This window comes from Streptomyces sp. NPDC006259 (assembly GCF_042870975.1).
Taxonomy (GTDB): domain Bacteria; phylum Actinomycetota; class Actinomycetes; order Streptomycetales; family Streptomycetaceae; genus Streptomyces.
Genome location: NZ_JBIAHY010000006.1, coordinates 353,684 through 366,705 on the forward strand (window position 1 = coordinate 353,684; position 13,022 = coordinate 366,705).

Consider the following 13,022-nt stretch of genomic DNA (forward strand, 5'->3'; position numbering starts at 1 on the left):
ACTGTTCACGGTAAGCGCGCGCGGCCACGCTCGGTCGCGTGAACAGCGAAAAGTCCACCCAACTCCTCCCATCCACCGACCACTTCGGCGTGCTCCTGTCACCCACGCCCCGCGGTGCGCGCCTCGCCCGGCTCCTCGCCACGGACTGGATGCGCACCCGCGACCTGCCCCACCGCGTCGCCGAGGCCGCCGAACAGCTCGTCGCCGAACTCGCCGCGAACGCCGCCACCCACGGCCGGCTCCCCGGACGTGACTTCCGCCTCGTCCTCCTGGCCCGCGGCGGGACCCTCCGCATCGAGGTCACGGACACCCGCGGTGACGACCTCCCGCGCCGACGCCCACCCGCCCCCGACGCCGAGTCCGGACGCGGCCTCCTCCTGGTCGAGGCTCTCGCCGACCGCTGGGGCGTCGCGCTCGGGCCGGCCCCCCGCAAGACCGTATGGGCAGAACTCGACCTCCCGCCGGCCTGACCAGCGGAAACGGCACAGGCACCGGGACCCGGCCGCGTGTGTTCCGGTTCCGTCGGCTGTCTTCCCCAAGGAACACGGGAGGGAAAGAAACCGCACCAAGCCCCACCCCTCCCGCCCACGGCGCACGCTCACTCTCCCGAGTGAACATCACCAACTGAACTGGATTTGTGACGGGTTGCCTGCCCTACGCTCAGCGCAGCACGACACGGCACAACGACCCCAGACATGCAACGGCCCTCGCCGGGACGGCAATCCCGATGCGAGGGCCTGACCACCAAGGAAGTAAACGGCTTCCCGATGGACACCGAAAACCCTAGCGTGCGCCCGCACGCCCAGTCCCGTAACAGCGGGAAAAACCACCCCTACCGGCACGCCCACGCGAAGGGGCACCCCGGCGGCGTCACCCACGACAACACCCGTCACGCCACCCGCTTCACGGTGATCGGCAACCACCTGGCCCAGCACCCGGACCTGTCGCTCCTGGCGATCGGACTGGCCTGCCACATCCAGTCCCTCCCGACCGGCGCCCCCATCGACATCAAGACCCTGGCCGCCCGCTTCCCCGAGGGCCCGACCCGGATCGCCGCCGCCCTGCGCGAACTCGAAGCCCACGGCTACCTGCGCCGCACCCGCGAACGCACCCCGGCCGGCCGCATCGTCACCCGCACCGTCTCCTGCAACCAGCCCGGCCGACGCGACGCCACGTCGGGAACGGGCGAGTCACCGAAGCCCGCGGCCCGCCGCGCGACCACCGCCCCGCAGCGGGAACCCGCACGCCGCCGCGCCCTCCCCGCCGTACCGAAACCCTCCTGCACCTCCCCCGACCTCCTCCGGGCGGCCACCGACGTCCTCGCCGGACTCCGCCGCGAGGACCCCCGCCTGCTCCTCACCGCCACCGAGGCCGAGCACCTCGCCCCCGGCGCCGCCGCCTGGCTGGAGCGCGACCTCACCCCCACCGCCGTACGCAAGGCCCTGGCCGGCGACCTGCCCCTGGAGCCCCTGATCCGGCCCGCCGCCTTCCTGGCCCACCGCCTGACGGCCAAACTCCCGCCCCTCCCGCCGTACCGCGCCCCCGAGCCACCACCGCCGGTCCGGCACCCCCTGCGCGTCTGCGACACCTGCGACCTCGGCTACCGAGGCCCCGACCCACACCACTGCCAGGGGTGCGGGTCGGCGGACGATGGTTCCGGTGCCCCCGATGCGGGTATCGGCGAGCCCTCCCCCGCCGATCAGGGCCGACCGTGACAGGCCGCTCGCGGCCCGCCCAGCTCCCGGTCCGGCTCCTCCGCAGCCCCGTCTGGATACCCTGGTCGGGGCACCCTGTGGAGGACACCATGAGCACTCAGGCCGATCACGGACACGAGCTGATCCCGCGTCCCGAGCAGACTCCTGACGCCCTGCGCACGGCTCTCGCCGTCGTCGATCCGGGCCGCCTGGACGAGATGCAGGCCACGAAGGACGACGCCTTCGCCAAGGCCGTGGAGTGGCAGTCCCTCAGCCCCGTGCGGAGCTGGGTTCTCACCTGGGCCCGGGACATCGAGATCGCCCGGCGCCCCGACTTGTCCTCCCGTTTCGCACGGGCACGGAGCAGGCTGGAGCACGAGAATCCCGCCATCGCTCAGGAGGCACTGCGGGAGCTGAGCGCGGTCCTGGACGAAGGCATGAAGGCAGTGCGCGGTTGAGCTGGAAGTGGGAGTACGCCTTCGGTGCGGAGGAAACCGCCGGCACCGCACCCGTCGACTTCCTCGCTGGTGTGGAACGGAAGGCCGACGAACTGGTCAGAGCCGCCGAAGCCCTCCACCTTCACGGCAGGGCCCACAAGGGCTTCGACCCGAAGGGGGGCGACGTCATCGTCCCCGGCGGCATGTTCAGATACCAGGTCGTCGTACGCAGCGAACGTGTCTACGTCGTCCAGATCACTTACCTGGGGTACTGAAGGCCGCAGCGAGCCGCCCGTCCGTCTACGCCTGGAACACCGCGAACGCCTCCACCCGGCGCATCCTCACGCCCGTGCCACGGGGTTCCAGACCCCCTGACATCGCCACCTCCGGCCCTGGCCGCCAGGTTTCGGTGGCCTTGGAAGCCGCGGCCGACGGTGGTTGACGCGCGAGGGCCCGGAAGGCGGCATGCCTCCCGGGCCCCGCGCGACGGGGGTGCTACTTGAGCACGCCCGCGCCCGTCGTCGTGGCCAGTGACGTCGGCAGGTCCTTCGCCGACGTCTCCAGGCCCGCCGTCAGGGTCGGCGTCCAGTTGACCGTGGTCTTCAGGTCCTTGGAGGACGCGGCGTTGTAGGCGGCGACGAGGTCGGTCACCGTGCCGTTGACGAGGTTGCCGGAGCCCTTGACCGAGCCGGTGCCGTCGCCGCTGAGGAGCTTGGCGGCCTTCGCGCCGGACGGGAGCTTCCAGTGGTTGTTCTCCGCGACGACCTGGGCCTTGGCGCGGGAGTTGATGCTGTACTGCGGCGCGTAGCCGTTGAGGGTCGTGACGTCGTAGTAGTTGTTGTAGATGTGGATCTGGCCGATGCGGGCCAGCGGGGCGCGCTGCACGATGCCCTTCCACACGTTGTGGTGGATGGAGACGCGCAGCTTGCCGACGCTGTCGGTGTCGCTGCTGCCGATCAGCATCGTCTTGTCGTGGTTGGTGAACTGGTTGCGCGAGACGGTCACCAGGTCGGAGCCCTTGGTGATGTCGAGGGCGCCGTCGTGGATCTGGTACTCGCGGCCGTAGTACTTCGGGTTGACGCTGTCCAGGTGGGGCGCGTCGGTGAAGGTGTTGTGGTCCGCCCACACATGGGTCGCGCCGCGCAGGGTGACCGAGTCGTAGTTGGAGTTCCAGTTGCCGTCGTCGCCGTCGGTCGGGTCCCACTGCGGGAAGCAGTCCTCGGTGGCGGCGAAGTTCAGGTTGCGGACGATGACGTTGTCCACGTTCTGCACCTGGAGCATGGCGCCGGTGAGGCCCGCGTTCGTGCCGGGGACACCCACGATCGTCGTGTTGGCGGGAACCTTGAAGACGATGTTCTTGGCCTGCTTCGACTGGGCGGCGGCGCGCGCCTTCTCCTGGGTGCCGGAGGGCAGCTGGGAGCGGCCGTAGGTGGCCGGGTCGTAGGCCTTGAGGTAGGCCGACAGCGAGTAGCCGGTACCGGCCGCGTAGTCGGCGCAGGTCAGCTTCGCGCCCGCGTCGTCGGTGTTGGCGTCGATGGTGCCCGTGACCTTGATGATCCGGGGCGTGGTGTCGGTCGCGGAACCGAGCGCCTTCACGAGCTGGGCGCGGGTGGAGACGGTGAAGGTGTGAGCGGCGTCGGCCTTCGTGCCACCGGTGGTGCCCGTACCGGAGGCCGCCCAGCCGTCCTTGGCGGCGAGCGTCTGGTGGTACAGGTCGACGGTCCCGGCGTTGGCGTTCATCACGACGACACCGGCGCCGACACCCGCGGCCACCACGGCGGCGCAGACGACGACGGCACGGCGCGAGCGGAGGGACCGGCGGTGGGAGGGAGCTGCCACGGGGGATCCTTACAGGGGGGAGCGGGGTTACGCCCTGTCAGTGGTCGCCGTGGGATGAAGAGTTGCCGCGTCGCGAGCCCTTTTTTCCGGCGACCTCCACCACGCGCTCACACACCTTCACGTTTCGCCCCATTCCTGCGGACTTCGCTCCGCGAGCGCACGAGCGTCCCCGCGGGGACCCGCCGGGGACCCGCCGGGGACCCGCAGGGCAACCGCAGGGGACCCGCAGGGCAACCGTCAGGGAACCCGTCGGCGATCCGCCGGGGAGCCCGTCAGCGGTCCGCCGGGGAGGCGTCAGGATCCGCCGGGGAGCCGTCGGGATACCAGCCGGGGAGCCATCAGGGAGCCGTCGGGAGCCGTCGCGGACGTGAGCGGGGACGGTAGGCCGGAACTCGCCGTCGGCGCGGCCGGGGGAGAACCGCCACTCCTGCGTCGTCGGGGTCTTCGCCGGCTTCACCGGCGGTCCACGTCACCGCCCGCCTTCATCCCGCCGCCGGTGACGCCGACGCCGACGCCGTCTCCCTGCCGAGCCCCGCCCGCGCTCTGCGCAGATGGTCCAGCCCTTCCCTCGCCGACCGCGTCACCTCCGCGTACTCCGCCGCCGTACGCGCCGTGGCCAGCCGTGCCCGTGCCTCGCGATGGCAGTCCGCCGCGCTGGTCAGCGCCCGTGCCGTGTCCTCACCGGCCCCCGCCCAGGTGCGCACGTCCGGCGGGACCAGGCCTCCGCCGAGCCGGACGAGCCAGTGGTTGGCCTCGGCCTCCGCGTCCAGGCCGGACGGGGTCCGGTCCCGCCGGGAGCGACGCCGGGCGGCCACCCCACCGACCACCCCACCGACCGCGCCGATGAACAGCAGCACCGACCACACGCCCATGAACCCCATGCCTGGCTTCCTCCCTCGCCCCACCGACCCCGCGCCTCCCATGAGACGCCGCCCCGCTGTGGACGGGCCCCGGTGGTGCCTGTGGGACGCCGATGAGACCGCCCTGAACGCGGCCGGGCCTGCAAACGCGACAGTGGCCCGGAACCGACATCGGTTCCGGGCCACTCGTGTCACCGGTTACTTCGGCTGCGGCTTGCGCACCGTCAGGTGCAGCTCACGCAGCCGCGTCTCCTCCAGCTCCGTCGGCGCGCCCATCATGAGGTCCTGGGCGTTGCCGTTGAGCGGGAAGGCGATCGTCTCGCGGATGTTCGGCTCGTCCGCGAGGAGCATGACGATGCGGTCGACGCCGGGGGCGATGCCACCGTGCGGCGGGGCGCCGAAGCGGAGCGCCCGCAGCATGCCGGCGAACTCGCGCTCCACGGTCTCGTTGTCATAGCCCGCGATGTTGAAGGCCTTGAGCATGATGTCCGGCTCGTGGTTCCGGATGGCTCCGGAGGACAGCTCGACGCCGTTGCAGACGATGTCGTACTGCCAGGCCAGGATGGACAGCGGGTCCTGGTTCTCCAGGGCGTCCATGCCGCCCTGCGGCATCGAGAACGGGTTGTGCGAGAAGTCGATCCTCCCCGTCTCCTCGTCCTTCTCGTACATCGGGAAGTCGACGATCCAGCAGAACCGGAAGACGTTCTCCTCGAAGTGCCCGGACCGCTTGGCGGCCTCGACACGCACCGCGCCCATGATCTTGGAGACCTCGTCGAACTCCCCCGCGCCGAAGAACACGGCGTGACCGGCGGCCAGCGAGAGCCGCTTGGTCAGCTCGGCCACGTTGTCCTCGGTGAGGAACTTCGCGATCGGGCCGGAGAGCGAGCCGTCCTCGGCGACGCGGACCCAGGCCAGGCCCTTCGCGCCCTGCGAGACGGCGTAGTCACCGAGCTGGTCGAAGAACTTGCGGGGCTGCGCGGCAACGTCCGGCACCGGCAGTGCGCGCACGTGCTTGCCGGCGAAGGCCTTGAACTCCGAGCCCTCGAAGATGTCGGTGATGTCGACCAGTTCCAGCTGGGCGCGCAGGTCCGGCTTGTCGGAGCCGTACTTCAGCATCGACTCGCGGAACGGGATCCGCGGGAACGGCGAGGTGACCTCGCGGCCTCCGCCGAACTCCGTGAACAGCTCCGTCATGAGCTTCTCGATCGGCTGGAAGACGTCCTCCTGCTCGACGAAGCTCATCTCGACGTCGAGCTGGTAGAACTCGCCCGGCGAACGGTCCGCGCGGGCGTCCTCGTCGCGGAAGCAGGGGGCGATCTGGAAGTAGCGGTCGAAGCCGGAGATCATCAGCAGCTGCTTGAACTGCTGCGGGGCCTGCGGAAGGGCGTAGAAGCGGCCCGGGTGGAGGCGCGAGGGAACCACGAAGTCGCGCGCGCCCTCGGGGGAGGTCGCGGTCAGGATCGGGGTCGCCATCTCGTTGAAGCCGAGCGTCACCATCTTGTGGCGGATCGCCGAGATGACCGCCGTGCGCAGCATGATGTTGCGGTGCATGCGCTCGCGGCGCAGGTCGAGGAAGCGGTACTCCAGGCGCCGCTCCTCGTTGACCCCGTCCTCGGCGTTGATCGTGAAGGGCAGCGGCTGGGCGGCGCCGAGCAGCTCGACCTCGCCGACCTCGACCTCGACCTCACCGGTGGGCAGGTCCGCGTTCACGTTCTCGCTGCCGCGGGAGACGACCTTGCCGTCGACGCGGACCGTCGACTCCTTGGTCAGCTTGTCGAGGGCCTCGTACGCGGGCGTGCCGGGACGGGCGACGAGCTGCGTGATGCCGTAGTGGTCGCGCAGATCGATGAAGAGGATGCCGCCCAGGTCGCGCCGATTGTGCAGCCAGCCGCTCAGCCGGACGTCGGTGCCGACGTCAGAGGCGCGGAGCTCGCCGCAGGTGTGGGACCTGTACCGATGCATCGTCGTTCATCCAGTCTTCGCGGATCGGGGGCGTGTTTCACGTGAAACAACCCCCAGGGTACCGGGCGCCCCATGATCGGCTCCCACCCTTATGGGCCCGGCGATCAGTGGCACTCTTCGATTACCTGTTCTTAAAGTGGGGCAATGCGCACTGGCGAGCCTCTGCCCGCCGTGGGGGAGGTCCTGGCATCCCTCGCGACCGGCATCTGGCACTGGGACACCGCCACCGGGCTGGTCACGGTCGATGCCGAGGCGGCCCGGCTACTCGGACTGCCCAGCGAGGGAGCCGTCCTCACGGAGGCCCAGACCCGGGCCCGGCTGCACCCCGTCGACTGGAACGAGATCACCGGCGTGGTCCAGCTGGCCGTCGCCGAGGGCACCCTCGCCGAGGTACGCATCCGGATCATGGACGAACGGGGGCGGATCGTCCGGGTCGTCCGCAGCCGCTCCAAGCCGTCGTTCGACCCGGTCAAGAAGGCGTACGAGCTGATCGGCACCCTCCAGGAGGTCACCGAGCCCTCGCCGGGCACCCCGGCGGGCCGCAGCGCCGTCACCGGCGACTGGCGGCGCTCCCGTGAGGCGTTCCTGCTGGACGCGGGCCGGGCGCTGGCGGAGGCCCGGTCCACGGAGGAGGTGCTGCGGGTCGCGGCCGGCCTGTCGATGCCGGGCTTCTCACCGGACGGGCTCGCCGTGTTCGGCGTGGAGGGCGACCGCCTGACGATCATCGGCCACCACGGACACCAGCCCGGCGACGAGGGACCCTTCACCCAGATGTCGCTCCAGACGGACTATCCGGCGGCGGAGGTCGTCCGCACCGGAAAGGCCGTCTACATCGCCTCGCCCGAGCAGTACCGGTCCCGCTATCCCCTCACCTGGCCCCTCGCCTCGCAGTTCGGCCGTCATTCCTGGGCGTTCCTGCCGCTGACGGTGGCCGGACGCACCATGGGCGCCTGGATGGCCGGCTTCGCCTACCCCGTCGCGTTCACCCCCGACGAGCGGTCCGTGCTCACCACCGTGGCCCGCATGCTCGCCCAGGCCCTGACCCGGGCCGGCGCCGCCGAGACCCAGCGCGAGCTGACGGACGGGCTCCAGCGCTCCATGCTGCCCACGCTCGGCCCCGAGATCCCCGGCATGACCCTCACCGCCCGCTACATACCGACCGGCGGCGGGCTCCAGGTCGGCGGCGACTGGTACGACATGATCCCGCTGCCCAACAAACGGTTCGCGCTGGTCATCGGGGACGTACAGGGCCACGACGTGCGGGCCGCGGGCCTCATGGGCCAGCTCCGCATCGCGCTGCGGGCGTACGCCGCCGAGGGTCACGGCCCCGACGCCGTCCTCTCCCGCGCCTCCCGCTTCCTGTACGGCCTCACCCACACCGAGGACGCCAACGCCCACGCCGACCTGCGCTTCGCGACCTGCCTCTACATCGAGGTCGACCCCGTCACCGGCGTCCTGGAGGCCGCCCGCGCCGGGCACCTCGACCCGGCGATCCGGATGGCCGACGGCACCGTCCTCGTCCACGCCACGGCCGGCGGACTGCCCCTCGGCATCGACCCGGACTCCGACTACCCCACCACGCGCCTCGCCCTGGAACCCGGCGAGGCCCTCATGCTGTGCACCGACGGGCTGCTGGAGACCGGCGGACACGACCTCGACACCGGCTGGCGGCGGGTGCGCAAGACCCTGGAGACGCACGAGGGCGGCCTGGAGGAGCTGGCGGACGCGCTGGTGCAGGCGGTGCACGGGCCGTCCTCGCACCACACCACCGGCCCACTGGCCGACCGCCGCGAGGACGACATCGCCCTCCTGCTCGTCTGCCGCCACGGCGGCGCGGACTGCGGCGGCCTCGGCGCCACCGCACCGGCCCGTACGTCGGGACGGCGCTCCATGCTGACGATCGCGCAGGCGGAGCCCGAGCGCATCGCCGAGGCCCGCGCGCAGCTGCGCGAGCTGTTGCACGACTGGCCCAGCGACGACCAGGTCGACTCGGCCGTCCTGTTGGTCTCCGAGATGCTGACGAACGTCCTGGTGCACACCGACGACGACGCGCTGCTGGTGGCCGAGGTGTCCGGCGGCCCCGGCGAACGCCGGATGCGGATCGAGGTCACCGACACCAGCGACTCCCTGCCGCACAAACGCCGGCCCGGCGAGCTGGCCTCGTCCGGCCGGGGCCTGGTCCTGACCGAGCTGCTCGCCGACGAGTGGGGGGTGGCCCCGCGCGGCGAGGGCAAGACGATCTGGTTCGAACTTCACGAACCGGCGGAGTGCGGCGGCGAGGCCCCGGAGTCCGGCGAGCCTCCCGGTGCGGCGGGGTCCGGGGCCGGGCCGGAGTCGGAGCCGGAGCCGGGTGCGGCGTAGCGCTGCCGCAGCTCGTGCAGCACCCCGAACGCCGCCGCCGTCAGCGGCACGGCGAGCAGCATGCCGAGGATCCCGGCGACCGACGCGCCCGCCGTGATCGCGAGCATCACCACCGCCGGATGCATCTGCACGGTCCGGCTCTGGATCATCGGCTGGAGCACATGCCCCTCCAGCACCTGCACGGCCAGCACCACGCCGAGCGCCCACAGCGCGATCACGAACCCCCGGTCGGCCAGCGCCACCAGCACGGCGACGGCCCCCGAGACGAACGCGCCGAGATACGGGATGTACGCGCCGACGAACACGAGCGCCCCCAGCCCCACCGCGCCGGGCACATCGAGGACGAGCAGTCCGACGGTGATGCACAGGGCGTCGATGAACGCGATCAGCGACGTGCCCCGCATGAACCCCTCGACGGCCCGGAACGCCCGCCGCGCCATGGCCTCCAGCCCGTCCGCGGTCCCGTTCGGAGCGAGCGCCCGCAGCGTGGCCACGGTCCGGTCGGAGTCCCGCAGGAAGAAGAAGACGAGCAGCAGCGCCAGTACGGCCATGGCGATGCTCTCGCCCACCACGCTCACCCCGCTGATCACCCCGGAGGCGGCCGTCCCGCCGAACTTCGTCAGCAGCTCCCGCGCGTTGGAGGCGACGTCGTCCAGTGAGGTCCCCGCCGCCCCGAAATGCTCGGTGAGTCCCCGCGCCGCTTCCTTCAAGGAGGCGACGATCTCGTCCCCGCTGTCCACGAGCGCGGCGACCACGATGTACACGGCCCCACCGACCACCGCGAGAACGACCACGCAGGTGACCCCCGCGGCCACCGACCGGTTGACCCCCGCCTTGACCAGCCGCCGGTGGAACGGCCCCAGCAACGCCGTTCCCAGCAGCGCCAGCAACACCGGCACGACGGCCGTACGGAGTTCGGCGCAGAGCCGGATCCCGACGTACACGACCCCCGAAACCAGCAGGATCACCACGCACCAGGCGGCGAGACGGCGGACGGGGACGGGGAGCGACGACAGCACGCGTCCAGCGGACCACGTCCCCCATGGGCTGTCCTGCCCGGACGGCCGGCCGGGTGACGGCCCGTCATCCGGCCCGGCGCCGAGCAGAATCGATGCATCACCCACCAAAGGGTGAACAAGCTTGCTCCGCACATCAGTTGCACCTCCGGCTGCCTATCTTCCGAGGTGGAGGTGGTGCTCGATGTACGAGCAGAACGACATGCCGTCGGACCGGACGGCGACAGGACAGCAGGACGCGATCGAGATCAGTGACTTCGTGTACGCGGCGACGGGCGCGCGGGTGCGGAGGTTGACCATGCCGGACGGGACCCACTGGTTCCCGGCCGTCGACGTGTGCAGGAACCTGGGCTACTCACATGTGGGCTCGGCTCTCCGGAACATCGCCGACACGACCAATTTCGCCAGCGTCGAGAGTGTGCTCCTGAAGCACACTCTCGACATTCCCGCAGGTCGGGAGTGGCGTCGAGACATGAATCTGGTGAACCTGCCAGGACTCATCCGGTTGGTCAACGCCTGCACGAAAGAGGAGTCCCAACCCTTCAAGGCCTGGGTCTGCGAAGTCATCGCCACCGTTCAGCGCGACGGCTCCTACTCCCTGGAACCGGCGCCCGTGCAACCCGCCGCCCCCACCGGCGGCACGGCGTACGTCATGCCCCAGCAGGTCGCCGACGCGATCGTGCGACTGGAAGTGCGCAACATCGAGGCCGACGAGATGCTGGCGGCCGCCCAGGAGCAGCACACCGATGCCCTGCGACAGATCAGCCGCAGCCAGACCTCCATCGCTCGCAACCAGGCCTCGATCGCTCGCAGCCAAGGCCTGATCGCCGAGGCGCTCCAGGAGATCGCGCAGGTCCTCAAGGGACGTCACCCCGAGCCGGAGCTGACGCCCCAGCAGCTGCTCGCCGTCTGGAAGGCCAAGAACCTCGTCTTCACCGAGGACATCCACGCCGTGGCGGCCTACCTGGCGCCCGCGCTCGTTCGGGGCGAGGCCAGCTACCGCATGGAGGACATCGCCACGCGTACGGGGCTCTCCGTCGCCCGGGTCCACGACTGCCTGCGCACACTGCTCAAGCGGGGGTGCATGCGGCAGACGGGCTGTGCCATGGACGGGGCGCCCGTCTACGTACTGCCGTAGGGGTGGCCCTGAGAGGACGGGCCCGAAGCCGGCGAACAAGGTCGCGGTTTCGGGCCCGTCTCGGCTCGTACGTCAGCGGGGTCTCAGGTCCGCGGGCCGCCCTCGGACATTCCGTGGACCGCCGGAACGGTGCCCAGGCGTCCCTTCTGGAAGTCGTCGAACGCCTGCTGGAGTTCCTCACGCGTGTTCATGACGAAGGGACCGTAGTGGGCCATGGGCTCACGGATGGGCTGTCCGCCCAGCAGCACGACCTCCAGGTCCGGCGTGTGCGCGTCCTGCTTCTCGTCCGCGCGGACGGTGAGCGAGGAACCGGCGCCGAAGACGGCCGTCTGGCCGAGGTGGATCGGACGGCGCTCCGCCCCGACCGTGCCCTTGCCCGCCATGACGTACGCGAGGCCGTTGAAGTCCTCGCGCCACGGCAGGGTGATCTCCGCACCGGGCGCCAGCGTGGCGTGGATCATCGTGATCGGGGTGTGCGTGATGCCGGGCCCGGCGTGGCCGTCCAGCTCTCCGGCGATGACGCGCAGGAGCGCGCCGCCGTCGGGGGAGGCGAGGAGCTGGACGTTGCCGCCGCGGATGTCCTGGTAGCGCGGGGCCATCATCTTGTCCCTGGCCGGCAGGTTCACCCACAGCTGGAGACCGTGGAAGAGACCGCCGGACATGACCAGCTGCTCCGGCGGCGCCTCGATGTGCAGCAGGCCACTGCCCGCCGTCATCCACTGGGTGTCGCCGTTGGTGATGGTGCCGCCGCCGCCCTGGCTGTCCTGGTGGTCGAAGATCCCGTCGATGATGTAGGTGACGGTCTCGAAGCCGCGGTGCGGGTGCCACGGGGTGCCCTTCGGCTCGCCCGGCGCGTACTCCACCTCGCCCATCTGGTCCATCATGATGAACGGGTCGAGGTGGCGGTAGTTGATCCCCGCGAACGCTCGGCGGACCGGGAAGCCCTCGCCCTCGAAGCCGCTGGGCGCGGTCGTGACGGTGAGCACGGGACGTGCCACGGCGTCGGCCTGTGCGGCCACTCGGGGCAGGGTCAACGGGTTCTCGACGGTCACTGCGGGCATGTCCGTACCTCCTTGGGCGGCGTACGTTCGAGTTTAGTTGAGCATTGAACTTTCTGCCACCCAGAACGACGAGGACCCGGAGGACATTCCCTCCGGGCCCGCGACCGTTGCACTGGGTCAGCCGTACATCCTGCGCATCGCGAAGTCGACCATCTGTTCGACCGCCTTCGCGTCGAAGACCATCCGGTGCTCACCCTCCATGTCGAGGACGAAGCCGTAACCGGTGGGCAGCAGGTCGAGCACCTCGGCTCCGGTGATGACGAAGTACTTGGACTCCTTGCCCGCGTACCGCCGCAGCTCCTTGAGCGTGGTGAACATCGGGATCACCGGCTGCTGGGTGTTGTGCAGGGCGAGGAATCCGGGGTTGTCACCTCGTGGGCAGTAGACCTTGGAGGTGGCGAAGACCTGCTGGAAGTCCTCGGCGGCCAGCTGCCCGGTGGTGAAGGCGCGCACCGCGTCCGCCAGCGAGGGCGGGGACGGCTCGGGGTACAGAGGCGGCTGCTGACCGTATCCGCCCAGGCCGCCGGGCATCTGCTGCTGCGGCTGGGCGTACTGCTGCTGGGCGCCAACGTTCTGGTCGTAGCCGTACATGGGCGCAAGCGTACCGAGAGGCGGTCCCGCGGTCGGTGGGTAGACCCTTCTCACACTTGGCCG

At 70.8% G+C, this 13,022-nt stretch carries 12 protein-coding genes and 1 pseudogene; 7 read left to right on the top strand and 6 right to left on the bottom strand.

The window, feature by feature from the left end; all coding sequences use genetic code 11:
* Positions 1-38 precede the first annotated feature (38 nt).
* From ACFYO5_RS26115 to ACFYO5_RS26130, 4 genes are all read left to right on the top strand, one after another.
* The gene (locus tag ACFYO5_RS26115) at positions 39-470 is read left to right on the top strand and encodes an ATP-binding protein (protein ID WP_388713026.1); all 432 of its coding nucleotides are present in this window, start codon (positions 39-41) and stop codon (positions 468-470) included.
* 297 nt (positions 471-767) lie between these two features.
* A complete protein-coding gene (locus ACFYO5_RS26120) occupies positions 768-1,715 on the top strand; it encodes a helix-turn-helix domain-containing protein (RefSeq protein WP_388713029.1) in 948 nt (315 codons plus the stop codon).
* An 89-nt stretch (positions 1,716-1,804) separates the two neighbouring features.
* Complete coding sequence (locus ACFYO5_RS26125; RefSeq protein ID WP_356560964.1) at positions 1,805-2,152, top strand: hypothetical protein; 348 nt, start codon at positions 1,805-1,807, stop codon at positions 2,150-2,152.
* The gene (locus tag ACFYO5_RS26130; RefSeq protein ID WP_356560966.1) at positions 2,149-2,406 is read left to right on the top strand and encodes a hypothetical protein; all 258 of its coding nucleotides are present in this window, start codon (positions 2,149-2,151) and stop codon (positions 2,404-2,406) included. Before ACFYO5_RS26125 ends, ACFYO5_RS26130 begins: the two co-directional genes overlap by 4 nt.
* A 220-nt stretch (positions 2,407-2,626) precedes the next feature.
* Here ACFYO5_RS26130 and ACFYO5_RS26135 read toward each other — a convergent pair whose 3' ends face one another.
* Positions 2,627-3,970 carry a polysaccharide lyase family 1 protein gene (locus ACFYO5_RS26135; RefSeq protein WP_388713032.1) on the bottom strand — a complete coding sequence of 448 codons (1,344 nt, stop codon included), beginning with the start codon at positions 3,968-3,970 and terminating at the stop codon, positions 2,627-2,629.
* 337 nt (positions 3,971-4,307) lie between these two features.
* Between ACFYO5_RS26135 and ACFYO5_RS26140 the strand changes: the two are divergent.
* Positions 4,308-4,379, top strand: a pseudogene (locus ACFYO5_RS26140) (hypothetical protein); the annotation flags it as partial.
* Positions 4,380-4,452: 73 nt separating this feature from the next.
* Here ACFYO5_RS26140 and ACFYO5_RS26145 read toward each other — a convergent pair.
* Together ACFYO5_RS26145 and aspS are read right to left on the bottom strand one after the other, a co-directional pair.
* Entirely contained in the window at positions 4,453-4,851 is a 399-nt protein-coding gene (locus ACFYO5_RS26145) for a hypothetical protein (protein WP_388713035.1), read from the bottom strand.
* Between the two features lie 177 nt (positions 4,852-5,028).
* Positions 5,029-6,792, bottom strand: a complete 1,764-nt coding sequence (gene aspS, locus ACFYO5_RS26150) for an aspartate--tRNA ligase (protein ID WP_356560970.1) — start codon at positions 6,790-6,792, stop codon at positions 5,029-5,031.
* A gap of 144 nt (positions 6,793-6,936) precedes the next feature.
* On the opposite strand from aspS, the gene ACFYO5_RS26155 reads away from it, so the two are divergent.
* Positions 6,937-9,153 carry a SpoIIE family protein phosphatase gene (locus tag ACFYO5_RS26155; protein WP_388713039.1) on the top strand — a complete coding sequence of 739 codons (2,217 nt, stop codon included), beginning with the start codon at positions 6,937-6,939 and terminating at the stop codon, positions 9,151-9,153.
* Here ACFYO5_RS26155 and ACFYO5_RS26160 read toward each other — a convergent pair.
* Entirely contained in the window at positions 9,045-10,169 is a 1,125-nt protein-coding gene (locus ACFYO5_RS26160) for an AI-2E family transporter (protein ID WP_388713678.1), read from the bottom strand. The genes ACFYO5_RS26155 and ACFYO5_RS26160 overlap by 109 nt on opposite strands.
* 184 nt (positions 10,170-10,353) lie before the next feature.
* Here ACFYO5_RS26160 and ACFYO5_RS26165 point away from each other — a divergent pair, with 184 nt between their 5' ends.
* Entirely contained in the window at positions 10,354-11,307 is a 954-nt protein-coding gene (locus ACFYO5_RS26165) for a Bro-N domain-containing protein (RefSeq protein WP_388713042.1), read from the top strand.
* A gap of 83 nt (positions 11,308-11,390) precedes the next feature.
* Here ACFYO5_RS26165 and ACFYO5_RS26170 read toward each other — a convergent pair whose 3' ends face one another.
* Complete coding sequence (locus tag ACFYO5_RS26170; protein ID WP_356560976.1) at positions 11,391-12,368, bottom strand: pirin family protein; 978 nt, start codon at positions 12,366-12,368, stop codon at positions 11,391-11,393.
* Positions 12,369-12,485: 117 nt separating this feature from the next.
* The gene (locus ACFYO5_RS26175) at positions 12,486-12,959 is read right to left on the bottom strand and encodes an SseB family protein (RefSeq protein ID WP_356560978.1); all 474 of its coding nucleotides are present in this window, start codon (positions 12,957-12,959) and stop codon (positions 12,486-12,488) included.
* Positions 12,960-13,022: the final 63 nt, after the last annotated feature.